This window comes from Priestia sp. AB, from assembly GCF_028369225.1.
GTDB lineage: Bacteria > Bacillota > Bacilli > Bacillales > Bacillaceae_H > Priestia > Priestia megaterium.
Genome location: NZ_JAQMYN010000003.1, coordinates 613413 through 639257 on the forward strand (window position 1 = coordinate 613413; position 25845 = coordinate 639257).

A 25845-nucleotide genomic window follows, 5' to 3' on the forward strand; every position below is an offset into this window, starting at 1 on the left:
AACCAAAGCTAAATAACTTCTTTCTTCAATCAAAATCATTTTGTAAAGTAAATCGATTTACTAAAAATCAAGCAAAAAAGTATTTCTTTTTTGCTTGATGGTTTCTAACAAGAAGTTCCAAGAAGCAGAATTGGTTTCAAACGATGGATACTGGTATCGATTTTATCCGTTTTATTAATTTGATTAAAAAGAAGCTCTGCTGCTAAATTCGCCATCTGTACGGTAGGCTGTTTAATAGTGGTAATCGTTGGCGTATAAAGCTTTGCAAACGATACCTCGTCAATACCAATAACAGCTAGGTCTTGTGGTATTCTTAAATTTTCTTTTTTTATATATTGCAGAACTTCATTAAGAACAATATCGTTCCCTGCTAATATTGCCTTAGGCGGCCGGGGTAAATTGAATAACTCAGAAAGCGCTTCTGAAATTTTTTCTATATCTGCTGTTTTAATATAATTTTCATTGGGACTTATCCCATGTGATAGCAAAGATGATTTATACCCTTCAATTCTCTCGACCCGCGGGCTAATGTTTCGAATGATGGAGGTAGTTACAATAGCAATATCTTTGTATCCTTTTTCAACAAAGTGATCAATTGCCAGCTTAGCCGCTAAGTAATTATCTAGCATGACCGTAGCAATTTCAAGTTCTGGAATGGTTCTATCCATAAATACAATAGGGAAATTTTCTTTTTTCATTCGCTTATATAAATCTGGATTTCCCCCTGTAGGGAAAATAATAATACCATCTACTTGCTTTGCTTTTAACATTTGAATATAATTTTTTTCTTTATCTGGCTCATCGTCAGCGTTACAAACAATAATATGGAATCCCTGGTTATAAAAATAGTTCTCTATCGCACGAATGATTTGAGTTGAAAACGTATGGAGTATATTCGCGACAACAACTCCTACTGTAAACGTCGACTTTTGCTTTAAACTACGGGCCAAAATATTAGGTTCATAGTTTAAATCTTTAATTGTTTCTTCAATCTTTTTTCTGGTTTTTTCACTCATATGTTCGTATCGCTTGTTCAAAAACTGAGAGATTGTACTTTTGGATACCTTAGCATGTTGAGCTACATCTGCAATAGTTACTTTGGTCATATCATTCATTCCTAACTTATAAAGAGTAATTGATCCACGATTCATGTAATCAAATAATATTTTATTGTATTAGGAATGTATTTACAATTATTTGTGGATAGTTTTGCTTTCTAAGGTTCCATTTAACAATGAATATGATAGTCTAAACGCCTGCGTAAGCCATGAACCCTCCATCAACTGGTACTGTGATACCCGTAACGAAGCCTGAATACGTTTCATCTGCAAGCCAAAGTAACGTTCCAAGTAAATCCTCTGGTTTTCCAAACCGCTTCATTGGTGTCGAAGTAATAATTTTGTTGGATCTTTCTGTTAAGCTTCCATCATTATTAAGCAATAAATTTCGATTCTGTTTTGTTAAAAAGAATCCTGGAGCGATAGCGTTTACTCGTAAACCAGCTTCAGCAAAATGAACAGCCATCCACATGGTAAAGTTATTAATAGAAGCCTTAGCAGCACTATACGCCGGTACTTTGGTCATCGGTGCATATGAACTCATAGAAGAAATGTTAATAATAACGGGAGACCTTGCTTCTAATAAAGCCTTTCCAAAAACTTGACTAGCTAAAAACGTTCCTATGAAATTACTAGAAAACACTTGTGAAAAACCATTTTCATCTAAATCAAAAAATGTTTTTTCCTCCACCTTTTCGCTATACTTTTCTCCCTCTGTAATAGCATCAGGATGGTTCCCACCGGCGCCGTTAATAAGTAAATCAATATGGCCAAATGTTTTAAGAATTTCCTCTCTTGCATGTAATAAAGAATCTCTATCTAATACATCAGCCTTAACAGAAATAGCTATTCCACCTAATGCCTTAATCTCATTAACTACTTCTCTTCCTTTATCGATAGTTCTGTTCAAGATAGCTACTTTCATACCTTGACTCGCTAACTCTTGTGCCATTTTAGAACAAAGAACACCGCTACCCCCAGTAATTACAGCAACTCTTCCAGTTAAATTTTCGTGAATTGAACCCATTCTTTCTCCCCTACCTTATTGACTTGATGCGCATCCCATAGACCAAGTAAGTACATGATTCCTAAAGCTCGATCATATAACCCGTAGCCAGGGCGACAAACTTCTCCCCAAATATGACGACCATGATCAGGTCTTACGTAACCGCTATAGTTTTGATTGCTTAATTCTTCTATAACACCCTGAATATTGATGGATCCATCTTGTGTATAATGAGAAGTTTCTACAAAGTTGCCGTCTTCATAGATTTTTACATTGCGAACATGAGCAAAAGGCGAACGGGAAGCATATTTTTTAGCAATCTCCACCATATTATTTTTAGGATTAGCCCCCATTGATCCTGTACATAAAGTAAACGCGTTAGATGGTGAATCGGATATAGCCATCAACTTTTCATAGCTTGTTTCGCCTGTAATAATACGCGGTAATCCAAAGATTGACCAAGGTGGATCATCCGGATGAATAGCTAATTTAATTCCACATTCCTCTGCCACAGGTAATACTTCTCTAAGGAAAAATTCTAAATTCCCCCATAATAAATCTTCATTTATCTTTTTGTACGCTTCAAATAACTCCGAAATGTGATCCAGTTTTTCAGGCTCCCACCCAGGTAACGTCAGATCTGAGGCTGCTGTTACAGTACGAATTAGCTCTTTAGGGTCAATATTTTCTACTTTTCCTTTTTCATAAAATAAGGCAGTAGATCCATCCTCTAAAGGATGAAACATTTCAGTACGAGTCCAATCAAAGATTGGCATAAAGTTATAACAAATGACTTTGACACCAAATTCTGCGAGATTACGAATTGTTTGTTTATAGTTCTCAATATAAAATTCTCGCTCTGCATTCCCTAATTTAATAGATTCGTGAACGTTAACGCTTTCAACAACATCCGTATGAAAACCAAATGATCGAATATACTCGATTTCTTTTTGGATTTCTTCTATTTCCCATACATCCCCTACAGGCTTTTCATGCAATGCCCAAACAATTCCTTTTACACCGGGAATTTGTTTAACCTGTTCTAAAGTAACTGTATCATTTCCTTTTCCATACCATCTAAAAGTAATATTCATGATAACACCTCCATTAGTGCGCTACACTTTTCTATATATTTCTCACTTAATCTAACAACAGCTTCATACCCCCGATTTTGATAGGCTTTGTTTAAATCACTCCCAATGCCAATAGCTACAGCACCTGCGTTTATCCATTCTTCCATGTTATCTAAGTTAATTCCGCCTGTAGGCATGATTTTCACGTTAGGTAGCGGACCGTTTACAGCTTTAATAAAAGATGGATCAAAGTGGCCTGCAGGAAATAGTTTAAGAATGTCGCATCCTAGTTCAAGAGCACTAGCCATTTCTCGAATGCTCATACATCCGGGCATATAAGGGATACCGTATCGATTACAAAGTTTAGCCACATCTTCAACAAAGTGAGAACTTACAATAAATTTTGCACCATTTAAAATAGCATGACGAGCTGTTTCTGAATCTAGTACAGAACCTGCTCCTAAAAGGACATTGAGCCCTTTTAAGGATCTAAATGTATCTTCAATTTGAGGAGTAGTATACGTTAACTCGATTGCTTTAATGCCGCCTTCTATCGCCGCTTTAGACAATTCAGTTGCTTCACTCGCATCTTTCCCGCGAATGACAGCGACTACCTTTGTACTCGTTAATGCATTAATAGTTGAATATTTATTCATTTTTTCCTCCTTAGTCAAATACAATAATAGCTTTACGAACTTGTTCTGGATGTGCTTCTACAAAATTAAACGCCTCTTGTACTTCATCTAATGCAAATTGATGCGTTATTAAACCGTTATGACACAGCTTCTTTTCATTTAATAGTTGAACAATTTTAGGAAATTGATTTGTTTGCAATCGCGATCCTGTTACTGTTATTTCTTTTTTAGTAATAGGCAGCTGCGGGATAGCAGAAGGCCTTTCGTCAAATCCAAGCACGACTACACTTCCTGCAGCCGATACTACTTCAAAGGACAATTCAAATGTATTTGGTAAGCACACGGCATCAATTACTACGTTTGCTCCTTTTCCATTCGTCCATTCTTTAACTCGATCTCGAACGTCTTCCTGCCCAGCATGAACGGTAACATCAGCTCCATTTTCATTCGCAAACCCTAATCGCTCTTCACTTAAGTCTGTCATCATTACAGTTGCCCCTTGAAGTTTGGCTAATTTTAATATACAAATTCCAATAGGTCCTGCTCCCTGAATGAGTACCGTATCTCCTTTTTCTACCTCACCTCTCCAAACAGCTTGGGCACCTATAGTGTAAGGTTCTGCCAATACGATTTCTTCCCAGGGAAGAGTTGAGTCTACAACATGAAGCTGCTTCTCTGGAAGTACGAACCATTCCCTCATGCCTCCATCTTCATGAACACCGAATACGGATAGATTTTCACACACGTTCGGCCTCTTTTTTTGACATGCGTAGCACTCCTCACAGTAATTAATGGGTTCTACAACTACATGATCACCGATTTGGATACCGGTAACGCTCTTACCAATCTCCATAACTTCTCCTGCTACTTCATGACCAACGACACGTGGTAAAGTAGCAAGAGGGTTTGTACCATGATAGATATGCATATCAGATCCGCAAATTCCTACTCGTTTTGTCTTAACTAAAACATCTGTAGGATTTAAAATTTTTGGTCTTTCTGTTTCTTGGATAACGAGTTTATGAGCTTGTTTAATTTGAACCGCTTTCATTTTTTCACCTACTCCTTTAGAAATTCGTATACGCTTGAGGCGATCGTAATCCCTTGTTCTAGGTTTCTTTCTTCATGTAACTGTTCAATTTCCCCCGGAACATATACACGTTCAGTTGCTGGAGCGGGCGGTACTTGCTGAAGCTCTTCTATCATTTGATCCATTTGTTCTAAAAAGTGATTTTTATCTGTAAAGAAAGAAGGGTTTATTACACAAAAATAGTGACCAAGCTTTCTTTTTTTATCAAGATCCCCGTACATTTTACTAATGTGAGGGCCAAATGCAGCTCCGGCTAGTAAGCCAGAAAATACATCTACAATCACAGATAAACCGTACCCTTTAGGCCCACCGAATGTAGAAAGAGAAACGACCTTATTAGGATCTGTTACAGGAATGCCATTCTCATCTACTCCCCAGCTTGCAGGAATTTCTTTTCCTTCTTCACGGGCTTGAAGAATTTTTCCGAAAGCTACATTGGAAGTAGCCATGTCAAGAATAAATGGCTTTTTTGTTTTTGCAGGTATACCATAAGCAATTGGATTTGTTCCAAGAAAAGATGCTTTTCCTCCAAACGGTACAACAATCTTATCGGTGTGTGTCATGGCCATTCCAATTAATTCGGCTTCTGTTGCTTTTTGAACAAAATAACTTAATGCACCGCAGTGGCTGCTGTTTATAACAGTAATCATGCCAACTCCATTTTCACAGGCCATCTTAATCGCATGATCAACAGCAATGTTGCCAATTACATGACCAAACCCGTCATCTCCGTCAACAATTCCAGTTACAGGTCCCGTAGAACGAAAAGAAATGTTAGCATCAGGATTAATTCCACCCGCTCGCAAACGATTTATGTAGTGCTCTGTTCTTAATACACCATGTGAATTTACATTTCTCAAATCTGCGTGAGTCAATACGTCTGCGATTTGTTCTGCGTAAGCTTTGTTTACCTTTTCCTTAGTTAACTTTTTAATAACTAGCTGTTTAACTTCTTCCACTTGTACAGTTACTGTGGACATTTTTATCCCTCCTACATGATAAAAAAGTTTGATAAATTCAACTTATCATTTGAATAATTAGATTTTTATTCTGATAACTTCTATTAATCTACCTTTCAATAATCGCTTCTTTCTGCATAAAAGCTGAAACTTCTTCTAAGTAAGGCAGCCCTTCATTATCTCCTGATACAGTCGTAACTAGAGCTCCTACACTATTCCCAAGTTCTAATCTTTCATCTAAAGATAATCCATGTAAATATCCATAGACATACCCAGCATCAAAACCATCTCCTGCACCGACTGTGTCTATCGCTTTAACTTTAAAAGCATTCTTTCGATACCATTTTCCATTGCTGTATACCTTCGAACCATTCGCACCGTCTTTAATTACAAGTTGACCGATACTGTAACGTCTGGCTAGGCTTGCTAACTCACTTTCAGAATTACTTCCTGTGATCATATTTATTTCATCAAGTCCAGTTAGCAAAATATCAACATGTGGAAAAATTTCAAAATAAACGGATCGCGCCTCTTCAATTGTCCATAATTTCAGTCTTATATTAGGATCGAATGAAATAGGGATTCTTTTTTTTGCCGCAATTTCAATTATCCTTTTGACAATTCCAATATTTTTATAGTCTATAGCTAAGAACACACCTGTTATATGTATTAGATGAATGTTCTCAAACATCGTCTCCTGAATATCTTCTGGTTCTAATGTTAAAATGGGAGACTGATGGCGATAATAAAAAGTTTTTCCTGAACCATCTTCTCTAATTTCTTTAAAATTTAGAGATGTAGAAAAGCCATTTATAAACGAAACGTATTCCATATCTATTCCTTCACCACGTGCAAAGTTATAAATGAAACGCCCAAATTCATCTTTTCCTAAACGACTCAGCCATTTTGTACGTAGCCCAAGTCGTGCGCAGCCAACAGCAAAATTAAGTTCAGCCCCTCCCACTTTTCGTTCAAAATTTGGAACAAATCGCAAAGGTCCTGTTATAGAAGGATTGAGAGTAATCATAGCATCACCTAAAGTGAAAACACCACATGTAGAGGACATTGAATTGCCTACCTTTCTGACTAGCTATAACTTTTCTTATATGATATATTAGTTAATCTGGTTAAAGCCATATGGACAATTAAGTGTATCTGAAGTTAAACAAAGTTTTAAAGTAAATCGGTTTTGTAAACCGGTTTTGTAAATCGATTTATTAAAAGTATAATTGAAAGCACTTACATTTTCAATAGTGAAAACAACTATTATTATAAAAATTCAGAAAAATAAATTTATTATTGTTTTATTCATTACATAAATGACTCTATTTTAGGATCCGTATATTAAAAATAAATAAGTTTTCACCTCTTTGTTTGAAAATAGCCGATTTGTTTATTACCTTTGCTTTTGAAAATTTGTAAATTATTTTAGACATAAGAAATAGTCCATCATAAAATGGACCTCAAAAAGTTAATTTGTTTCCGTGTGCTTAATAAATCTTTTTTATTAAGCCTGGTACGGTAACATATAAGCTATTGTCTTCTCTGCCTTAAAGTATCTTCTATAAAATGCTGATACAAATAATTAATAAGAGCAGTCGCAATCGAGATGAGAAAAAGTTGAAAGCGCGTCATGTTTACCATTTTGTATACCTTCAGTTTTTCTGCCAGACTGGTCAAAGGATAAGCAAATAGATAGTCAAACAGGACGTTAATTAACAAATATTTTTTGAAATTCCCATAGGTCAGTTTGAATACCCAAAAATTAGCTATAAAAAACGGTCCAAATATAAAAGAAAAGTCGCTTGAAAGTTTAGGGAAAAGAGGTTTCCTCACTTTCCACCATGTAAAGCTTTTAGATAACTCACTGATAAAAGCAATAACTAATGAACTAAATGTCAAAACAGGTAGGTATCTTTTAAAGACAAATTTATCAACTTTTACTATAGACAGCCAAGGCAATAAAAGTACTGCCAAAAGCGTTAACTTTCCTTTCATTATGTACCCAACTCCTGCCGTTACGAAAATCTAAGCTAAATCATATTCTCTTTAGTTTGTGTAATAGGCTCTTTTTTATGTGTTTATTACACTGCGTTAGTTCTTTTATTCACCTTTTATTACAAGATTTTTTGCTTTCAGGAAATTATTGATTCTCATATTCTGCATGTGCATGGAGAAAATACGGAGGTGAATGTTTAAAAGGAGGAATTAAAAATGACTACAGTACGTGAAGTTATGACTAAAGATGTGAAAGCTTGTGCACCGCACGATCCAATAACAGCAGCTGCAAAATTAATGCGTGATATTAATTGTGGCTCTGTGCCGGTGTGTCAAGAAAATCGAGTAATGGGAATGATCACAGACCGTGATATCGTATTAAATTGCGTGGCGGATGGAAAAGATTGCAACACTGTGCATTGCCATGATTGTATGACTAAAGATGTAATTACGTGTTCTCCGGATACGGATATTCATGAGTGTGCACGTATGATGGCTGACCATCAAATTCGCCGCATTATTGTAGTGGAGAATAATAATATGGTTGGAATCTGTGCAATCGGCGACCTTGCGACAGTGAACGTATATGTTGATGAAGCCGGTGCAGCATTAAGCGAAATTTCTAATCAAGTTCATTAAAACTTTTTAGCATATAAATCCTTAATGCTTGTACAAAATAACCCTGTCTGCAAGGAGGTGCTAACATGCCAAATTTAAACGATAACAAATTTAAAAAGATTCAATCTGAGAGTCAAAAGCAAGGAAAGTCTCAAGAGGAATATGCGGCTGAGCTTGACGCTAATCGTGCAAAAAGTCAAAAGAAAAAGTAACAACAAAAAAGGATTACAATCGGCAAAAGCTCGTTTGTAATCCTTTTTATCATCCCGCGTTGTTACAGGCTGCGATCAGTTATAAATGTATAGTGATTATATGCTTCATACTTCTCACCGGGCTTTAATACACAAGAAGGAAAATGCTTATGATGAATAGCGTCTGGCAAACCTTGTGTTTCTAAGCAAACGCCAAGGTATTTCTCTGAGTGAACCCCTCTAATTTCGAACTCTTCGTCTAGATGATTTCCCGTATAGAGAACGACTGAAGGCTGATCCGTTTTGACTTCTATTTTGCGGCCGCTTGCAGGATCAAATAATGACATCTGATTTTCAGCTTCTGCTTCTAAAAGAAATGGATGATCGTATCCTTTACCCACTAATACATTTTGCGGATGTGTGGATTCCACTCCTTCCTTGAGACTATGTCCTTCTCTAAAATCAAATGGGGTATCTGTGACGTTTAACACTTCTCCAGTAGGTAAAAGATCATCATTCAACTCTAAGAATTCGTTACTTTTCAGCTTCAAAACATGATCCAACACTGTTTCTTTTAGATTTCCGCTTAAATTGAAATACGTATGATTTGTTAAATTGATAAGAGTATCTTGATCTGTTGTTCCTTCATAAGAAATATGGAACTCATTTTTATTCGTTAATGTATACGTCACTTTCACTTCAAGGTTGCCGGGATAGCCTTCTTCTCCGTCTTTACTTACATATGTAAATTCAACGCCTACATGATCACTTGCATCAATTGTTTTGGCATTCCATATTTTGTGACTAAATCCTTCTGCTCCGCCATGCAAATGGTTGTTTCCTTCATTTTTCTCTAGACGATAGGTTTCATTATTAAGTTCAAACGCTGCTCCGCCTATACGCCCTGCTACGCGTCCGACCACAGCTCCGAAATAAGGAGAATACTTTTGGTATTCTTCTATTGAATCAAATCCCAATACAACACTTTCAATCTTCCCATCAGAATCCGGCATTTCAATATTTGATATTACACATCCATAGTCAAGACAGGTGATTTTAAGCCCTTCATCATTTAATAAGGTATAAGCATGTACAGCTTGATTGTTTAGTTCGCCAAATTTCTCTGAGTTCACTTTCACTTTTAATCAGTCCAATCCTCTTTTTATTCGTAAATTGCTTAACGGACCCTACATGTTATAAACATCGGATATGTTCTTATAGTTCCCTCTGCAATCCTTCCTGAATCTTCATTATTCTCATTTTATTGTAATCGTGTACATTTCCTAATTCAAGCTTGAATGATAAAGGCTGGCTACTGTTTGTCATTGCTATTTCTTTAGTATTCCTAAGTATTCTTCCCAAGGTCCTACATCTTCTCTGTATCGTTCTGCCATCACTCGAACAATTTGCGCAATATGCGTTAAATCGTGAGCAACCCAAGTCGAGAGCAACTCTCTGACTTTTACTTCCCCAAACTCCGGGTGTTCTCCTGTCACTTCAAGAAGCTTTTCATGCTTAATTAGAAGCTTTAGTTGTTGTAAATTCTGCATTCTTATCATGTTAAATTCAAGAAGCTTTGCTTCAATAGAACTAGTAGATTCCTTGTGTAAATGAGCATAGCGGTCAAACGGAGGGAAAGCTTCCCCTTTTCCTTCTTGAAGGATGAATTCTAGCCTTGGTATCCAATTGTTTTTTTCTGCTTCTATTAAATGTTCTATTACTTCCGAGGTATTCCAAGTTCCTTCTCCTTCATTACATTGCAGCCACTCTGCAGATAGACCCGACAAAAATTTTTCAAGCGTTTGTGGCGTATGCTCAAGTATTTCAATCGCTTCTTTTAAATTAAAATTCATGTAAATTCCCCTTTCGACAAATATGACTTTCAACGTAATAATAAGAGCTGTCAGTTATGTGAAAATTCTTTCCATTATAGCAATTTTACCACAATTGACTGCTATTAAAGGAAGAAGCTAATCTTCTACTTACTTTAAGATTTACTAAAACAAAAACAGAACGCACGTTTGGTTTTTGTTTAGAAATATGATAGAATATACATAGGCTAGAACGCAGTGAGTATCAGTCTGGATGGGTACTGCTCATTGGTAAAATAGATTGCTAGCGACTTTTTCATCTTGAGCTTTCCGTTTGAATTGGAGTGAGACAACAGTGAGTAAAAATCAAAAGCGATGGACAAAAGAAGAAGATAGATTTCTTATCCAACACTATGGCGCTATGACGCTTCAAAAGATGGGTGAGCATTTACATAGAAGTAAGGAATCGGTTAATAAACGGCTTACTCGATTAAATCTTCGTGCTTCGGATACAGCTTTACGTAAAAAATGGACGCTTGAACAAGATGCTTTTTTGCAGGAGAACATTGATATCATGAATAACCGTGAAATGGCACACTCCTTAGGCAGAAGTCCTTCTTCTATTGCTACGCGCATAAAAGTTTTGGGACTAACACGAAAAACGGCGATGCGAAGATGGACGCTGCAAGAAGACGAATATTTGCTAAGGTATTACGGAGTAAAACCTCTTTCACACATATCAGCTAAATTACAGCGAAGTGTGCAAGCGCTAGAATCGAGGTTGAACCGTTTAGAAGTGTATGGAGCCAAAGCACACGTAGGACATATTACAGCGTGTGAACTAGCAGCCTGCCTTGAAGTAGATGTTCATACAATTTACAAGTGGATTCATAAAGAGAATCTACCGTACAAAATGATCATCGCCAAAACCAGAACATTTATGGGAATTGACATTCAATCTTTTTGGAAGTGGGCTGAACAAAATAAATCGTGCCTTAACTTTTTTAAAATACCTAAAAATACGCTTATTCCAGAACCAGCGTGGGTGAATGAACAAAGAAAACTAGACTATGTAAAGCGCCCTAAATACGAGCATAAAAAGTGGACAGCAGAAGAAGATGCCAGATTGTGGCGTATGTTTTATCAGGAAAAGCGCAATCAGCGAGAAATTGGGCAGCTGCTCGGGCGTTCGAGAAATAGCGTGCAGCGACGCTTAGAGCGTTTACGTAAAAAGAAACTAGTTAGTTAAACGATAAAAAGCTTGGAATAAGCTATGCTTACCCCAAGCTTTTTTTATTGATATGACTTTTTGTTAAGCTTTAACTGCTTTTTCCCAATCTGCTGCAAATTTTTCCATTCCTTGGTCAGTTAACGGATGTTTTGCTAATTGCTCAATAACAGCGTATGGAATTGTGGCAATATGAGCTCCTGCAAGTGCTACACGCGTTACATGATCCGGATGTCTTACAGATGCCGCAATAATTTGAGAGTCGATGTTTTGAACGCGGAATAACTCAGCAATTTTAGATACCAGCTGTACTCCGTCTTCTGAAATATCATCAAGACGTCCTAAAAATGGAGAAACATACGTCGCTCCAGCACGAGCTGCTAAAAGCGCTTGGTTTACTGTAAAGATCAGGGTTACATTTGTTTTTACGCCTTTTTTAGCAAGGTAGCGCGTCGCTTCCAAACCAGCTAATGTCATAGGCAGCTTAATCGTAATGTTTTTATCTCCGTCGTTAATTTTAATCAGTTCTTCAGCTTGAGCAATCATGTCTTCAGCAGAAAGTGCGTCAGGCGTTACCTCAGCGGAAACGGATTCAACTTCCGGTACCATTTGAAGAATTTCTTCGATGCGGTCTTCAAATCTTACGCCTTCTTTTGCTACTAAAGATGGATTGGTTGTCACACCAGCTAGAACGCCTACTTTGTATGCTTTCTTAATATCCTCAAGGTTTGCTGTATCAATAAAAAATTTCATCTCACTATTCCTCCTTATTGTTATACATCAATCTGCATTTCAACTTGCGCGAACTATAGCCTAGCCAATTTGCTGCAGGGCATATAGATTTTCTATAGAAGCGTTTTCAATCTCTTTTGCAGTTAATACCTTTAATTTTTCTAAAAATTGTATAGCGTCCACTCGGTCTTCAATGTCTTCTTCTGTACGAATATTCTCCGTTTTAATCTGATGGATACATTCGTTGATGACTTCTTTGTACGCATTTGTTTGGATAAACCATTCTGCTAACAGCGTTTTTGTTGCTTCTCTTTCTTCTTCACTTTTAACTGCAAACAAACTCTCTGTTTCCGTTTCACTCAGCATAAGGCTGCTAAAATCGTGATTCATACAAAGCCAAAAATAACCTTTTTGGCTATCGTAATACTTTCCTTCTCTTAAAAGAAAATACTTGATTCCAAATTTAATTTTATGAGATTGGTTCTCTGAATTCGGCATATGAATTTCTTTTATTTCTACGCTTTCTGATACATCCAGATATGTTTCTAAACCGTACTTCGTATTCACTACTTTTGCATCCAATATGTCCATCCTCATTCTCCTTTTCTCAAATTCTATTTATTTTTATAAAAACAGAGGTCTGATTTTATGTAATAACGAATCCCATTTTTGTGGATGTTTTTCTTAACCAACCGACATGTTTTACTGTTTACGCTTTCATTATATATCAGATTATTCGAAAAATCATCAAAAACAATCAAATTCACTCAAAAAAAGTCATAAAAACGTAAAAAAATAGTCAAAAAAGGTCATTGTTCATTAAAAATAGATGAACTTTTACGTTGATTGCGTGCTTCAATGTTTCTTAAGGGAATTACCTTTTCCAAAAAAACCACTTTTATTACATACCCTTTCTGGAAAAATATACTCATTCGTTTCACCGTTTTTTCACTTTAACATGATATCCTGTAGTATACTTTTGTTTCACGTGCTAATTCCCATGATTTTTTACTATTTAAGGTTATTCATTTTTATTAGTGGGAAAGTTACATAAATACAACACGTTATAGGAGGACTTTAACATGGATAAGAGAATTGAAACATTAAAAGAAAAGCTGCCTGATAATCATAAGGAGGTTGCTGTTCTGACCTCTCATATTTTTGATGCGCTTGATAAATTAACAACTGAACATCGCAGATATGTTGATATATCGGCAGCAGCCAAAATAAAGCCGAATCCGGATGAGGAGAAAGCTTTTTTTGATACCATTTATCAAGTGAAAACACTCATTATGTCAGAGCTTGAAAAAACCGTTGAGGATATCGAGCATAAAGGTGATAAAAACTGGCATAAGAACTATAAAGATGGAATCGAGTGATAGGTAAATAAAACGTTTAAAAGCCTGTGCTTTTTGGAACACAGGCTTTTTCCTTTGAGGTTCTCTACACTCTACTGGCTTGATTTGGAGAGCTCTTGGAATTCAATTATTGAAGATTTAATACCGTTACTTTTTCACGAGTCATAGATTCAATACTTTTACGAATGCCTTGAGCGCCCATACCAGATCCTTTTACGCCGATAAAAGGAAAATGATCAGGACCGCGTTCCGTGCGGCCGTTGATTTGAACGGATCCGACTTCAATTTTATTTGCAATTGAGAAGGCTTTATTAATATCTTTTGTAAAAACGCTTGCTTGTAAGCCAAATTCTGATTCGTTTGCTATGTCAACGGCTTCTTGATCAGAAGCGACGCGGATAATTGGTAACACAGGACCAAATGGTTCTTCCCATGCTACACGCATAGTATCATTCACGTCATCTAAAAGCGTAGGGTAGATAAGGTTTCCTTCACGCTTGTTTCCAGTCACAACTTCTGCACCTTTTCCGAGCGCGTCTGCAATTAAAATCTGAATAAAGTCCGCTGCTTTGCTATCAATTAATGGAACGATCGTACATCCATCTTCAGGAGAACCGACTGATAGTTTATGTACTTCTTCTTTTAAAATATTTACGAGCTCGTTTGCCACTTTTTCATGCACAAGTACACGTTTAATAGCTGTACAGCGCTGACCGGAATAAGAAAATGCTCCGCTTATAATATGTTTTGCTGCTTCTTGTAAATCTGCATCTTCACATACAATACCCGGGTCTTTTCCTCCAAGTTCTAGTACAAGAGGAATCATGCCTGCCTTTTTAGCTAATTGAGTACCCGTATTTGTTCCCCCGGTAAATGAAATCATGTTAATGCCTTTATGTTCAACTAAATAATCCCCAATAACAGATCCGCGGCCCGTTACGACGTTTACAAGACCTTGTGGAATACCTGCTTGATGAAGAGCTTCAATCATCTTAATACCGCTGATCGCTCCTTGCGTTGCAGGTTTGAAGATAACTGCATTTCCTGAAATAAGCGCAGGCGCCAGTTTAGCAGCTGCTAAATTTACCGGATAATTAAAAGGAGGAATTGCGAGTACAACCCCTAAAGGCACGCGTTCAACAATAGCAACTTTAGACTTAGAACCCCCAGGAAAACTATCTCCCTTCATGCTTTCTCCGTTCATATGAAGGGCTTCTTCAACTGTATAGCAAATGAAATCTGCTGTGCGCACTACTTCATTCCTTGCATCTTTTAAGCTTTTTCCAACTTCCTTCATAATAATTTCGGCAATTTCACTCTGCATTCTTACCAGCTCATCCGCCCAGTTGTATAAATACTTGGCACGTTCTTGCAGAGAAATTTCTGCCCACCCTTTCTGAGCTTTTTGCGCGGCATGTACTGCTTCATCAACCTCTTCTTTTGTAATAGCCTGCACTTTTCCAATCACGTCATGACGGTATGGAGAAACAATGTCAATTGTCTGCCCTGATTTACTTTCTTTCCACTCACCGTTAAGATAAAAAGAATAAGTTGATACATTTAATACCGTTGTTGCCATAAAAAGTCCCCCTTAATAAAAGTGAAAATATTATCAAAATTTTCAGTCTTTTTTATGAATAAAAACTCTGTGAATATTTGAGCAAAAAGAATTCTAGATGCATCTATTTCTATAACTTTTTATATCGCTTGTAACTTCCTTAAACTTGTTGCCTTTAAAGCAGTAGCTTTTCTCTTTTCGACTCAAAACCAAAGCATCATATAATTTAATGAATATTTTGTATTTTTAATATATATAAATTTCTTTCATTCGTACAATACAAAAAAGTTATCTCAACGATTAATAATGTTAATGATTTATGTTCCCCATACGAAAAAAATTTATGAATTCCTACTTTTTTAGGGAAAATGGGAGTTTTAAGCTCCCTTGATTATATTTATTTTGAGGGAGATATTGAGGAGATGCCCTACTCTTTTTATTCTATGTGTTAAGAAAATAAAATAAGGGTATATAATAAATATAGGAAAATGAAGATAAAAGTAGAATATATATTCTAAAGGGAGGGATTTATTGTGATTGTTACTTTAGGTTTTGCGGCATCAATTATTGCTTTGTTTATGCTTTTTACTAACCGGACGTCCAATATCCCGGAAGAAATAATCCATGAAACAACAAATGTTAATAAAGAAGAGCAGTATATGTATTATATATAAAGCGTCTTAACAGACGCTTTTTTGTTGCGATTTTTACAAAGTCTATAGCGGTTAGAAACGGCCCTCACCTATCATTTATCTTTATTTGTCAGTGCCTGATAGCCATAAATAGTTAAGCAGAAACTAATAAACGAAAAAAAGATATGTTTTGGCTTAAAGTTAACTAACTTAAATAAGTCCAATTTTTGATACAAGTAGCTTAGCGGAAAAGCAAATAGTGAATCCATAAGTAAATTAACGAAAAAAAATCTCTTAAAGCTGCCAAACGTAAAATGAAAGATCCACAGTGTCCCTATCAAAAAGGGGCCAAAAATAAAACTGCTATCGTTTAAAATTTTTCCTTTCCACCCTCCTTTTACCCTCCACCACTTGTAAGGAATAGCTAATGAGCACATTCCAATTACTAAAGATGAGGCAAATAGAGAAGCGGGAAAATAGGTTCTCATTGATTTTTTTGGCATAAAAACAAGGGAAATCCACGGAAGAAACAATTGAAGAATTCTGATGACGTTGGGCATATTAGTAAATTCTCCTTTCTTATGTTAACATGCCTAAATGTAATCGGATTATGCCTATATCCAAAAAACCGGATAAGCTCTATTGCTCTGTGAGTTATTTACAACGGGTGGAACAATCACAATTAAGACATAGCATAGCTTCCAGCAAAACGTTTAAGGGCTAATTCTTTTTAAATGAAAATATCTGAATTCAAAATACGACAGACTTCGACACTATCTATTTGTTACTATATTTTTTAGGTTCTATTTTTAGATTGGAACCATTTTTACATAAATAATTCAACAATTTAAGCCTTTAAAATGACGTGGCAAGTGGAGGAAACTTAATGTGTTTCAAATGTAGACTACTGCTGATAAAGATAGAATTTATACGAAAAATGATGATGATGATTGCCCTAGAAGAAGGGTTTACAAGTAGTAATACGATTAAAATCAGTCAGGATCTCGATGTATTGTTAAATCGGTTTGAAGCTACTTGTTAAAAAATGTTCGTTGGTAACAGAAAAAGGATCTTTCGATAAGATCCTTTTTTTCTGTTGGTAGACAATTATTTGTTTCAAAAAAATGAAGGCTGATGTTATTTAGCAGTACATCTTGATCGCGCGTTCATACTCTATTTAATCATTCTGTGCTTCAAAAAAGTCCCACATCATTTTTGAAGCATTAGGACCTTTTGAATCAGTGTCTGATCCATTGTTATTTCCTCCTGACCATGCATGCCCCATATCCTCTACCATAATTTTTTTCATCCAGATTTTATTTTCTGCATCTATGTAGTCAGACATTATGTAGCTATAATGATTTCCGTTGTCTTGTGACGTATAAAAAGCAGCATTTTCATGTAGGTTTATACCGAAATTCTTATATGTATAAATCCACTGCTGAATTAATGTAGACGCATTAATTGGCGTGACTGTTGTATCTGATTGACCATGAAACGTAATGATGGGAACAGGCCGTGCATAAGGTCCCATTTTTTTATAAGCTTCATCACCGTCAAGTTCAGGATTTAAAGAGCCGTATAGCATGACTTCTCCAGCTGTGATGAGGTCTACAGCATACGCATTACTGCCTGCTGAATGAATGCCTACTGCTTTGAATACATCAGGATAAGCAATAGCCATCACATTTGCCATAAAGCCTCCAGCTGACATACCAGCAAGATATATATTAGTAGAATCAATCGCATATTTAGCGGTTATGTGATCAATCATATCTTTTATTATGTCTGGCTCTCCATTACCGCGAAACTGGTTATACTCATAAAACCAATTCCAGCACCCGTTGGAATTAGCAAAGTAATTCATTTGAGGATAGAGGACAATAAAGCCTTTTTCTTCCGCTAGTTTATTCATCTCCGTACCCGCCGCAAAATCATCTGCATCTTGTTGACATCCATGAAGCATAACGATTAATGGTACTTTGCTTAACCCAGTATATGTACTTGGAACATACACCTTGTAGGTAAAATAATCATCATAATTATACTCTTTCCAAATAGGTTGAAAGAACACGCTCTGTAATTCTATTAAAAACGTAGAAGCAGTTAAAACTGGGTTCGTAAAAAAGGAATATAAAGTATTCACGGAGTTTACCCTCTCTCTATTTCTGATGTATATACTCTTTATTTCGTTATATCACAAAATAATCCTTTTATTATGGAGCTGATCTTTTTATATGCCTCCAATTATTTTGTTCTTCATTCTTTAGTCGTACAAATTCATATACTAAGTTACGCTCTGCGTTGGATAACAATTTTAGGTAATTTTATTAAACTTAGTATAATAACTAGCCAATCAAAAAATTTAAAAAAGGAGTGTTCATAATGACGAAAGCAAAGCCTAGTTTTAAACATTACTGGAATGAGATTATACGAGGACTTATTATCACCAAATAGTGTACAAATTCATAATGCAAAACTATAGAAAAAAGAATTTTATAGTAAGAGCAGTCACTTAGTACGTTTAATACGAGTATACGCGCGGAATACTAGAAAAGGACTGGCTATAAAAGCCCGTCCTTTTTTATGTTATCAAACGATTATTTATTTAACCAAAATTAAAAACTGATATTATTTGGCGGTACATTGTCTCCTTTGTCCTCTTTCTTGAGCTCAGATTCTATGTATGAATCTTTAGAGGATTCTCCCATACGCCAATAAACAAGAAAGCTGATGGCAATACACCCTGCTACATAGAAAAAGAACAGTGATTCATGGCCGATACTTTTCAGCCATAGGGCGATAAATTCTGCAGTACCTCCAAATATGGCAACTGTAAGTCCATACGGTAACCCAACCCCAAGAGCTCGAATTTCTGTTGGAAAAAGCTCAGCTTTTACAATAGCGTTAATCGATGTATAACCTGTTACAATGATAAGTCCAATTGTCATTAATAAAAAAGCCATGACTGGGTTATGTGCTTGTTTCATAAAAAGAAAAAGCGGTACAGTCAGTAATGTTCCTAAAATACCAAAGCTCATTAACAGAGGTCTGCGTCCAATTTTATCAGATAGCATACCTGCTATTGGCTGAATAACAACAAATACAAGCAGCGCACAGAAGTTAATCCAGCTTACCACTCCTTTATCTAGCCCTACACTGTTTACCATAAATTTTTGCAAATACGTCGTATACGTATAAAAAGCGACTGTTCCTCCTAGTGTTAAGCCAATAACCGTCAACACTGCTTTGGGATGCTTCATAAGCGCTTTAATAGTTCCTGCATTTTCACGGCTTTCAGAGTCCATTTTAGAAAATTGCTCTGACTCATCCATTGTACGGCGCAGCCATAAAACGCTTAGCGCTCCGATGGCTCCAATGACAAAGGGAATACGCCAGCCCCATGAAATCATATCTGCTTCACTAAGAACGTTTTGCAGAATAATTTGAACACCTAATGCCACCAGCTGACCAGCAACAAGCGTCACATACTGAAAGCTTGAATAAAATCCTCTTCGCCCGCTGCTTGCCATTTCAGAAAGGTAAGTTGCAGAAGTTCCGTATTCTCCTCCTAAGGAGATTCCTTGCAGCAAACGCGCTAGTACTAGAATAATAGGAGATAATAACCCTATCGTTCCATAGCTAGGAGTACAGGCGATAATAAAAGAACCGCTCGCCATAATGGTAATAGATAAGGTAAGCGCAGCCCGACGACCATATCGATCCGCATAGCGTCCCATTAATAAACTTCCGATTGGACGCATTAAGAAACCAACGGCAAAGATTGCCGCTGTGTTAAGCAGCTGACTTGTTGAATCACCTTCCGGGAAGAATTGGGATGAAAAATAGACGGCAAAAGCAGAGTAAACGTACCAATCGTACCATTCAATTAAGTTCCCAACAGATCCTTTAAAAATATTACTTGTAACACGCCTGTTGTTTGCAGCTTCACTGGTATGAGCCATGAGTGATCCCTCTTTTCTTTGATTAGTATCTTCTATACTATTTTGATAGAGATTTAGCCTATTTTATAATGCCTTTTTCTTTGTAGTACTTTTTGGCACCTGAGTGCAACGATAAAGGAAGTTGTTCTGCCGCTTTTGCTAACGTTATTTTTTCAGCAGAGCTATTTGTTTGCTCAAGTTCTTCTACGTTCTCAAACAAAGTTTTTGTCAGTTCATATACTTTTTTTTGTGGCATATCTTTATTGGTAATCAAAAGGTTATTGACCATAACTGTTTTTGTTTCTGTGTTGATATCCTTATACGTATCAGCCGGGATGACCCCAACTCCTAGCGGCGGATATGATTTTTTTAGTTTCTCTGTCACTTCTTCGGGTACTGAAATCAGTTCAATTTCGGTCATTGAAGCTAACTCTGTAATTCCCGAGTTAGGATATCCAGAAGAAAGAAAAGCTGCATCTGCGGTCCCATTTTTAATTCCTTCAATTCCTTCAGAAAAAGGTAAGAACCGTGCATGAAAATCTTGAGTATTGATGTCCATTTCATTTAGAATCCGCATAGCCAATACCTCTGTACCGCTGCCAAGCGCTCCTACCACCACGTTTTTTCCTTTTAAGTCTTGAAGCGTATGGATTTTAGCCGACTTAAGAGCTACAATTTGCATATAGTTTGGATATAAAGAAGCCACTGCTCTTACATTGGATAAATCTTTCTTATCAATTATGGCTTCTTCTTTTCCCTGAGAACTCGCCAGCATATCTGCCATAGAAAAACCAAGCTCGGCTTTTTTGTGTGCAATTTTACTAATATTTTCTACAGAAGCTTCCGTTGTTTGTACACTGGCTTGGATTCCTAGTTTTTCTCCATAAATTCTGGCTAGAGCATTGCCTAACTGAAAGTAAACACCTGTAGGGCCTCCAGTCAAAATTGTAAGTGGTTTGTCATCAACCTTTTCACTAGTTTTTATGTTAGAGTTAGTGCTGTTTTCTTTTTCATGATGAATAGTTAGTAGATCTCTATTTAAGACTGCAATGATAAATATCAAACAGAAAACGAGCGCCGCCGCTATATATCTTTTCATTTATTCACCTCTATTTTCTTTAATGTGGGCGCTTACAATAATATATTGCAAGTTTCGTGCCAACAAAAAATCACTTAAATGGCAGAGAAACTAACAAGAACCCGGCAAAAAATGCCGGGTAGAAACGGAAACATGTTCCTACTCGGCATTTTTTGCCTCCTTTTGTTGAATTGTGCGATAAAGATGAAGTTTGTTACGGATACTTCGTTCACTGATACCCAGTGCCTGAGCTGTTTTTCTGCGGTTGCCTCCACACTCTTCAAGGACTGACTCAATGATTAGCTGTTCTGCTTCTTTCATCGTGTAGTTAATTGGAATATTAATTAATTTTGTTTCTTCAGTGAAGTTCTCATTCTCATAGCGTGACAAAGAAGTCTCTTGTTTGTGTTGAACAGTTATAGGTAAATCTTTTTCCATAATCGTTCCATCTTTGGTCATAGCAACGGCATATTCAAGAATGTTTCCTAGCTGTCTTATATTTCCGGGGTAATCATACGTTAAAAGCTTTTTATATGCATCTGAAGAAAGCACACAAAGCGGTTTCTCCATTTCTTCTGAGTATTTCTGCAAAAAGTATGGAATAAGAAGCGCTATATCTTCCTTTCGTTCACGTAATGGCGGTAGTGTGATAGGAATAACATTTAAGCGGAAATATAAATCTTCGCGAAAGCCATTTTCCTTGATCATACGATTTAATTCTTTATTAGTGGCACTCACAATACGAACATCTACTTTTCTTGTTTCCGATGAGCCAAGAGGTGTTATTTCTTTTTCTTGTAAAAATCGAAGCATTTTTGCTTGCAAGGACGGAGGCATTTCACCAATTTCATCTAAAAAAAGAGTTCCTCCATCAGCTGCGGCTACTTTCCCGCTTTGATTGCGAGTAGCTCCTGTAAAAGCACCTTTTACAAAACCAAAAAGTTCACTTTCGAGTAAAGTCTCTGGAATAGCCGCACAGTTAACGGAAATAAATGGTCCGTTTGCTCTCTTTCCCTGCCGGTGAATCCCTCGTGCTACTAGTTCTTTTCCAGTGCCGCTTTCCCCAAATATAAGTACGTTCGAATCAATGTCTTTTACTCTATTAATAATCGAAAAAACTTGTTTCATGGCTGCACTTTCACCAATCATTTGATCGTAGCCTTTTATTTTCTCAATCGTTTCACTTAGTTCCCGAACTTTATCATGAAGTTCCTGGTGTTCAAGCGTTTTTTCGATTAAGATATGAAGCTCTTCAATATCTAGAGGCTTCGTAATGTAATGATAAGCTCCTCTCTTAATAGCTTCTATAGAAGATTCAATCGTGCCATAAGCTGTCATCATAATAATGGATGTTTGAGGCTGAATATCTTTAATTTCACTCAGCACTTCAAGCCCATTGTATTTGCCCAGGCGCCAATCCAACAAAACAACATGCACAGGCTGACTGCGTAAAAATTGATAAGCTTCCGGTACTTCTGTAAGATTGGTCACTTCATAGTTCGTTTCTAGAGCGAAACGAAGAGATGAACCAATGGCAGGTTCGTCATCGAGTATGAGAACGGTCGGTTTCATATGAATGTCCTCCTTTTTCTTTCGTAACAGGCAAGATAATTGTAAATGTGGTACCATTTCCTTGTTTTGTTTGCATCGTAATTTCTCCGTTATTCTCTTCTATCCATTGATAGCATAGCGATAAACCAAGGCCTACTCCCTGCTTTTTTGTTGTATAGAAAGGTTCCATAATATGCGGTACGTCTTTTTCATCTATGCCTTTTCCTGTATCACTAACATCAATAAAACCTAACTCATTTTCTGTTACAGCTCTGATAGAGAGCTGCTTGCGAGGACTGTTTTCCATCGCGTCCAGCGCATTTAACATAAGATTTAGCATAATTTGTTTGATTTGATCAGGATCACTGTAAAGCTGCATACCTGATTCGATATCAAGGGATAAGTGAACCGCTTTCTTTTTTAACGTAGGACTAATAATAACAGCTACAGAGTTTATAAACGTTTCTACATCAAAAGCTGCTTTCTGAGGGTATTTAGGCCGGGCATAATCGACTAAACTTTCAACAATACGATTCATTCTTCTTAGTGCTTCTGGAACATGCTTAGACAGCTCTTTTCGAAACTCTGGATTTTCATATTTATTTGGCAGCAAATCAATAAATGTTTTTACGGATGTAAGCGGATTGCGAATTTCATGCGCTACGCCTGCTACGAGCTGACCTAGAGCACGCATTTTCTCTTGAGTAGCTAACTTCTTCTCAAGCAATCTTTCTTCAGAACGATCGGCTAGTGTAAGTAAATAACCGTTCATTTTATTTGTATCTTCATAAAGTGGAATCACTCGATACAATACAAAATAGATTTCTCCATTTTGTTTATGCTGAATTTCTTTTGTAAATGGCAATGCTATTTGCGATTGCTTTATCGTTTTATACGTTTTAAAAATTTGCTGGATAAGCGGATGTTTATGAATATGACTAGATTGAAATGTTTCATCCTTTATAAGAAGAATTTCTTTTGCCCGTTGATTGATAGTTGTAAGATTTAGCGATTGATCAAATGTAAGAATTCCATAATACATATGGTTAATAACTTGTGTCTGAAATGCATGAGCCTGTGAAATTGCTTTTTGCTGAACCTGCAGCTTTTGATTCGCACCAGCAAGCGCGGATGTACGCTTTTTCACTTCTTTTTTTAATCGCTTGTTCCAAAGATATATGATAAATAAACTACCTAGTGTTAATACAACTATAACAAGAAGCACGATAATCCAATTACGCAATTCTTTTAAGCGTTCTTCTGAAGAAGAAACAAACCATTTTCTATATAATTCTTGATATGTTCCATCCGCTTGCATATGTGAAATCGAAAGGTTAATGACCGATAAAAGTTTTGTATTTTCAGGCCGGGTTGCAACCGCAAACTCTGAAGGTATTCCTACATTATCGAGTATAGTGTACTGTCCCTTTTTCTTTGATTTCTCAAGATAAAACTCCGCGGTCCACTTGTTTGAAAAAAACGCATCAGCCCGATTTAAAAACAGGAGATTGAGCGCATCTTCTGGATTCAAAGCCATCTGAAACTCTATGTTTCTTACATTCATCAGCAGCTCAAAGGAAATTTTGTCTTCTCGCATGGCAACGGTTTTACCCCGTAAATCGGTTAAAGATGTAACCGAAGATTTCAAGGAGTTCGGAATAACTACGGCATCTGCCATCGTAAAATATGGATCGGAAAATTTAAACACTTGATTTTGGTTAGCTGAATACTCCAAGCCCATAATGGCATCAATTTTGCCTTCTTGCAGTGCTTTTGTTGCTTGATAAAGGTCCATTGGAATATATGTAAATTTCACATTCTCTTCTTTCGCTATTTGATTGAGCATATCAATACTAAAACCAGTAAACACTCCTTCATCATTCACGTAAGAAAAAGGCGCAAGATGCTTTTCTCCAGCAATGCGGTATATTTTCTTTTCGCCTGCGTAATTCGCTTTTTCACCGGGTACAGTTTCGGCTTTTACAGAAGGCGGAAGATAAGCTAGAAGTAAGATAATAGATAAAATAAAACAAAATGGACGGAGTGTAACATGCATAAGATATAGCTGTCTCCTTTTTAAAAACCTTTCGTTAAGTAGATGAAAAATTTCTTTTATTATTATGTATTGAGTAAAGTGTTCAATTTTCAAGAACTAAAACAAAATGATATTGAAATATTCTGTCAATCATTTTTATAAAGAAAAGCCTCTAGAAAGAGGCTTTTTATAATCGTAAACAAAACGTATTTGTTTGATAGTTCGTATTCTTTTACGCTCGGCCTTTAGTTTCTTTGATGTTAAGTTATATGTAATTTCCAATCACCTGCAAATATAAAGATCTTTTAAATTCATTATATCATATTTTAACTGCCTCTAATTTGCCTCATTTAACTTTAAATTTACACAAAAAGCGTTCCACTCCGTGACATTCTTCACCTAAACTTGTTATTTGGAAGCCAAACTTAGAATAGAAGTTTACTGCTTCTTTATCTGTCTCAGCAAAAATAGAATGTATATCATAGTTCTTACAAAGAAAGCGAATCATGCTGCTTCCTATTCCTTTTCCTCGCTCTCTTGGTAAAACAGCTATATGTTTTATAACAGCTCTCTTTGAGTTAAGAAATTCAACTCCTATACAGCTAATGGTTTCTCCGTTTACTTCAATACTATACAATTTCCGACTTGGCAAACAAGCGTATTTTTTATACTCCTCATTAACTTTCTCTTCTAACGTTGCATAAGATAACAGTTTTTTTATTGTAGGATTCGCCAAAGCAGAAGTGATTTCTTTCATCCTAGGCCCCCTTTTCAATAATTGGTTTATTTCTTGGAGATCTTATTGCTGACTCTTAGATGACAAAGAATTAACTATACGAAGGAATGAATGAAAAGAAATACCCCGAGAACTGGAGCAGCAGCTAACATAAGGTTTATAGAATTTGTAATTCTGCACTTCTTGTCTGTTTTTGATTCCGTGGCCAGATTAGCTCTCATTCGATCACCGCTTACAGCTACTCCAGATATAATGATGGCTAGCCCTACTAATAGAATGAAAACGGCAAAAAATACTGTTTCTGAATTTACGTTTGCTATTGTACATCCTAATAAAAGAATAAAAGATAAGATGAACCCTCCAATAATTGATTTAATCATTTTTGCTTTCCTCCTAGCCTTTTTATAAAGTTTCCACACATTAACTATATAATATCATTTTTTCTATATTTTTACTTTTATTTCTGTTATCCCAACCGATAAAAAGACAGCAATTAAAGCCATTTAAAAAAAGCGAAACGCTTATGTCTAAAAGCGTTTCGCTCAAGGGAAATA

At 36.3% G+C, this 25845-nt stretch carries 27 protein-coding genes; 6 read left to right on the forward strand and 21 right to left on the reverse strand.

The genetic code is table 11. The features are described 5' to 3' along the window. Positions 1-104: 104 nt before the first annotated feature. The 8 genes from POF52_RS12745 to POF52_RS12780 all read right to left on the reverse strand — a co-directional run bounded on the left by POF52_RS12745 (position 105) and on the right by POF52_RS12780 (position 7819). Positions 105-1106, reverse strand: a complete 1002-nt coding sequence (locus POF52_RS12745; RefSeq protein WP_074896079.1) for a substrate-binding domain-containing protein — start codon at positions 1104-1106, stop codon at positions 105-107. Between the two features lie 142 nt (positions 1107-1248). After that, entirely contained in the window at positions 1249-2085 is an 837-nt protein-coding gene (locus POF52_RS12750) for an SDR family oxidoreductase (RefSeq protein ID WP_074896080.1), read from the reverse strand. Then, entirely contained in the window at positions 2061-3158 is a 1098-nt protein-coding gene (gene uxuA, locus POF52_RS12755) for a mannonate dehydratase (protein WP_251443074.1), read from the reverse strand. The genes POF52_RS12750 and uxuA overlap by 25 nt, the downstream gene beginning before the upstream one ends. Next, positions 3155-3793, reverse strand: a complete 639-nt coding sequence (locus tag POF52_RS12760) for a bifunctional 2-keto-4-hydroxyglutarate aldolase/2-keto-3-deoxy-6-phosphogluconate aldolase (RefSeq protein WP_271993050.1) — start codon at positions 3791-3793, stop codon at positions 3155-3157. The genes uxuA and POF52_RS12760 overlap by 4 nt, the downstream gene beginning before the upstream one ends. Positions 3794-3803: 10 nt before the next feature. Then, a complete protein-coding gene (locus POF52_RS12765) occupies positions 3804-4823 on the reverse strand; it encodes a zinc-binding alcohol dehydrogenase family protein (RefSeq protein WP_074896085.1) in 1020 nt (339 codons plus the stop codon). 8 nt (positions 4824-4831) lie between these two features. After that, positions 4832-5842 (reverse strand): ureidoglycolate dehydrogenase, encoded by a 1011-nt coding sequence (gene allD / locus POF52_RS12770; protein ID WP_271993053.1) that lies wholly within the window; start codon positions 5840-5842, stop codon positions 4832-4834. An 88-nt stretch (positions 5843-5930) separates the two neighbouring features. Further along, complete coding sequence (locus tag POF52_RS12775; protein ID WP_271993055.1) at positions 5931-6887, reverse strand: sugar kinase; 957 nt, start codon at positions 6885-6887, stop codon at positions 5931-5933. A 467-nt stretch (positions 6888-7354) separates the two neighbouring features. Beyond that, the gene (locus POF52_RS12780) at positions 7355-7819 is read right to left on the reverse strand and encodes a hypothetical protein (RefSeq protein WP_271993057.1); all 465 of its coding nucleotides are present in this window, start codon (positions 7817-7819) and stop codon (positions 7355-7357) included. Between the two features lie 216 nt (positions 7820-8035). On the opposite strand from POF52_RS12780, the gene POF52_RS12785 reads away from it, so the two are divergent. Both POF52_RS12785 and POF52_RS12790 read left to right on the forward strand, forming a co-directional pair. Next, entirely contained in the window at positions 8036-8458 is a 423-nt protein-coding gene (locus POF52_RS12785) for a CBS domain-containing protein (protein WP_016763757.1), read from the forward strand. Positions 8459-8523: 65 nt separating this feature from the next. Next, on the forward strand, positions 8524-8649 hold the full coding sequence (locus POF52_RS12790; RefSeq protein WP_013056562.1) for a hypothetical protein: 126 nt from the start codon (positions 8524-8526) through the stop codon (positions 8647-8649). A 62-nt stretch (positions 8650-8711) separates the two neighbouring features. Here the strand turns inward: POF52_RS12790 and POF52_RS12795 are convergent, their stop codons facing one another. Beyond that, on the reverse strand, positions 8712-9767 hold the full coding sequence (locus POF52_RS12795) for an aldose epimerase family protein (RefSeq protein WP_271993059.1): 1056 nt from the start codon (positions 9765-9767) through the stop codon (positions 8712-8714). 189 nt (positions 9768-9956) lie between these two features. After that, complete coding sequence (locus POF52_RS12800) at positions 9957-10481, reverse strand: DinB family protein (RefSeq protein ID WP_271993062.1); 525 nt, start codon at positions 10479-10481, stop codon at positions 9957-9959. A 313-nt stretch (positions 10482-10794) separates the two neighbouring features. Here POF52_RS12800 and POF52_RS12805 point away from each other — a divergent pair, with 313 nt between their 5' ends. Continuing rightward, a complete protein-coding gene (locus POF52_RS12805) occupies positions 10795-11688 on the forward strand; it encodes a sigma-70 family RNA polymerase sigma factor (RefSeq protein ID WP_271993064.1) in 894 nt (297 codons plus the stop codon). A 63-nt stretch (positions 11689-11751) separates the two neighbouring features. Here the strand turns inward: POF52_RS12805 and fsa are convergent, their stop codons facing one another. Both fsa and POF52_RS12815 read right to left on the reverse strand, forming a co-directional pair. Further along, complete coding sequence (gene fsa, locus POF52_RS12810; RefSeq protein ID WP_013082751.1) at positions 11752-12420, reverse strand: fructose-6-phosphate aldolase; 669 nt, start codon at positions 12418-12420, stop codon at positions 11752-11754. 60 nt (positions 12421-12480) lie between these two features. Next, positions 12481-12990: a hypothetical protein gene (locus tag POF52_RS12815; protein WP_176584887.1), complete on the reverse strand. Its 510-nt coding sequence runs from the start codon at positions 12988-12990 to the stop codon at positions 12481-12483. A gap of 491 nt (positions 12991-13481) precedes the next feature. On the opposite strand from POF52_RS12815, the gene POF52_RS12820 reads away from it, so the two are divergent. Beyond that, positions 13482-13778 (forward strand): hypothetical protein, encoded by a 297-nt coding sequence (locus POF52_RS12820; protein ID WP_013082749.1) that lies wholly within the window; start codon positions 13482-13484, stop codon positions 13776-13778. Positions 13779-13884: 106 nt separating this feature from the next. Here the strand turns inward: POF52_RS12820 and POF52_RS12825 are convergent, their stop codons facing one another. After that, on the reverse strand, positions 13885-15336 hold the full coding sequence (locus POF52_RS12825) for an NADP-dependent glyceraldehyde-3-phosphate dehydrogenase (RefSeq protein WP_271993069.1): 1452 nt from the start codon (positions 15334-15336) through the stop codon (positions 13885-13887). 512 nt (positions 15337-15848) lie between these two features. On the opposite strand from POF52_RS12825, the gene POF52_RS12830 reads away from it, so the two are divergent. Beyond that, positions 15849-15989, forward strand: coding sequence for a hypothetical protein (locus POF52_RS12830; RefSeq protein WP_013082747.1), 141 nt, complete (start codon positions 15849-15851; stop codon positions 15987-15989). Between the two features lie 71 nt (positions 15990-16060). Here the strand turns inward: POF52_RS12830 and POF52_RS12835 are convergent, their stop codons facing one another. Next, positions 16061-16507: a hypothetical protein gene (locus POF52_RS12835; protein WP_176584889.1), complete on the reverse strand. Its 447-nt coding sequence runs from the start codon at positions 16505-16507 to the stop codon at positions 16061-16063. Positions 16508-16833: 326 nt separating this feature from the next. On the opposite strand from POF52_RS12835, the gene POF52_RS12840 reads away from it, so the two are divergent. Further along, a complete protein-coding gene (locus POF52_RS12840; RefSeq protein WP_016763750.1) occupies positions 16834-16989 on the forward strand; it encodes an aspartyl-phosphate phosphatase Spo0E family protein in 156 nt (51 codons plus the stop codon). 135 nt (positions 16990-17124) lie between these two features. Here POF52_RS12840 and POF52_RS12845 read toward each other — a convergent pair whose 3' ends face one another. From POF52_RS12845 to POF52_RS12875, 7 genes are all read right to left on the reverse strand, one after another. Beyond that, positions 17125-18093, reverse strand: coding sequence for an extracellular catalytic domain type 1 short-chain-length polyhydroxyalkanoate depolymerase (locus POF52_RS12845; protein ID WP_271993072.1), 969 nt, complete (start codon positions 18091-18093; stop codon positions 17125-17127). A 472-nt stretch (positions 18094-18565) separates the two neighbouring features. After that, the gene (locus POF52_RS12850) at positions 18566-19912 is read right to left on the reverse strand and encodes an MFS transporter (RefSeq protein ID WP_013082744.1); all 1347 of its coding nucleotides are present in this window, start codon (positions 19910-19912) and stop codon (positions 18566-18568) included. 58 nt (positions 19913-19970) lie between these two features. After that, positions 19971-20990 (reverse strand): TAXI family TRAP transporter solute-binding subunit, encoded by a 1020-nt coding sequence (locus POF52_RS12855; RefSeq protein ID WP_271993075.1) that lies wholly within the window; start codon positions 20988-20990, stop codon positions 19971-19973. Between the two features lie 138 nt (positions 20991-21128). Next, on the reverse strand, positions 21129-22541 hold the full coding sequence (locus tag POF52_RS12860) for a sigma-54-dependent transcriptional regulator (RefSeq protein ID WP_205662718.1): 1413 nt from the start codon (positions 22539-22541) through the stop codon (positions 21129-21131). Beyond that, entirely contained in the window at positions 22513-24576 is a 2064-nt protein-coding gene (locus POF52_RS12865) for a transporter substrate-binding domain-containing protein (protein ID WP_271993078.1), read from the reverse strand. Before POF52_RS12865 ends, POF52_RS12860 begins: the two co-directional genes overlap by 29 nt. A gap of 325 nt (positions 24577-24901) precedes the next feature. Then, positions 24902-25312, reverse strand: coding sequence for a GNAT family N-acetyltransferase (locus POF52_RS12870; RefSeq protein ID WP_176584895.1), 411 nt, complete (start codon positions 25310-25312; stop codon positions 24902-24904). Between the two features lie 74 nt (positions 25313-25386). Further along, entirely contained in the window at positions 25387-25671 is a 285-nt protein-coding gene (locus POF52_RS12875) for a DUF5316 family protein (protein WP_271993081.1), read from the reverse strand. Positions 25672-25845 lie beyond the last annotated feature (174 nt).

Coding starts and splice junctions, on each gene's coding strand:
- POF52_RS12745 (WP_074896079.1), bottom strand. CDS start 1,106: ATGACCAAAGTAACTATTGCAGATGTAGCTCAACATGCTAAGGTATCC.
- POF52_RS12750 (WP_074896080.1), bottom strand. CDS start 2,085: ATGGGTTCAATTCACGAAAATTTAACTGGAAGAGTTGCTGTAATTACT.
- uxuA (WP_251443074.1), bottom strand. CDS start 3,158: ATGAATATTACTTTTAGATGGTATGGAAAAGGAAATGATACAGTTACT.
- POF52_RS12760 (WP_271993050.1), bottom strand. CDS start 3,793: ATGAATAAATATTCAACTATTAATGCATTAACGAGTACAAAGGTAGTC.
- POF52_RS12765 (WP_074896085.1), bottom strand. CDS start 4,823: ATGAAAGCGGTTCAAATTAAACAAGCTCATAAACTCGTTATCCAAGAA.
- allD (WP_271993053.1), bottom strand. CDS start 5,842: ATGTCCACAGTAACTGTACAAGTGGAAGAAGTTAAACAGCTAGTTATT.
- POF52_RS12775 (WP_271993055.1), bottom strand. CDS start 6,887: ATGTCCTCTACATGTGGTGTTTTCACTTTAGGTGATGCTATGATTACT.
- POF52_RS12780 (WP_271993057.1), bottom strand. CDS start 7,819: ATGAAAGGAAAGTTAACGCTTTTGGCAGTACTTTTATTGCCTTGGCTG.
- POF52_RS12785 (WP_016763757.1), top strand. CDS start 8,036: ATGACTACAGTACGTGAAGTTATGACTAAAGATGTGAAAGCTTGTGCA.
- POF52_RS12790 (WP_013056562.1), top strand. CDS start 8,524: ATGCCAAATTTAAACGATAACAAATTTAAAAAGATTCAATCTGAGAGT.
- POF52_RS12800 (WP_271993062.1), bottom strand. CDS start 10,481: ATGAATTTTAATTTAAAAGAAGCGATTGAAATACTTGAGCATACGCCA.
- fsa (WP_013082751.1), bottom strand. CDS start 12,420: ATGAAATTTTTTATTGATACAGCAAACCTTGAGGATATTAAGAAAGCA.
- POF52_RS12815 (WP_176584887.1), bottom strand. CDS start 12,990: ATGGACATATTGGATGCAAAAGTAGTGAATACGAAGTACGGTTTAGAA.
- POF52_RS12820 (WP_013082749.1), top strand. CDS start 13,482: ATGGATAAGAGAATTGAAACATTAAAAGAAAAGCTGCCTGATAATCAT.
- POF52_RS12825 (WP_271993069.1), bottom strand. CDS start 15,336: ATGGCAACAACGGTATTAAATGTATCAACTTATTCTTTTTATCTTAAC.
- POF52_RS12835 (WP_176584889.1), bottom strand. CDS start 16,507: ATGCCCAACGTCATCAGAATTCTTCAATTGTTTCTTCCGTGGATTTCC.
- POF52_RS12840 (WP_016763750.1), top strand. CDS start 16,834: ATGTGTTTCAAATGTAGACTACTGCTGATAAAGATAGAATTTATACGA.
- POF52_RS12850 (WP_013082744.1), bottom strand. CDS start 19,912: ATGGCTCATACCAGTGAAGCTGCAAACAACAGGCGTGTTACAAGTAAT.
- POF52_RS12855 (WP_271993075.1), bottom strand. CDS start 20,990: ATGAAAAGATATATAGCGGCGGCGCTCGTTTTCTGTTTGATATTTATC.
- POF52_RS12860 (WP_205662718.1), bottom strand. CDS start 22,541: ATGAAACCGACCGTTCTCATACTCGATGACGAACCTGCCATTGGTTCA.
- POF52_RS12865 (WP_271993078.1), bottom strand. CDS start 24,576: ATGCATGTTACACTCCGTCCATTTTGTTTTATTTTATCTATTATCTTA.
- POF52_RS12870 (WP_176584895.1), bottom strand. CDS start 25,312: ATGAAAGAAATCACTTCTGCTTTGGCGAATCCTACAATAAAAAAACTG.
- POF52_RS12875 (WP_271993081.1), bottom strand. CDS start 25,671: ATGATTAAATCAATTATTGGAGGGTTCATCTTATCTTTTATTCTTTTA.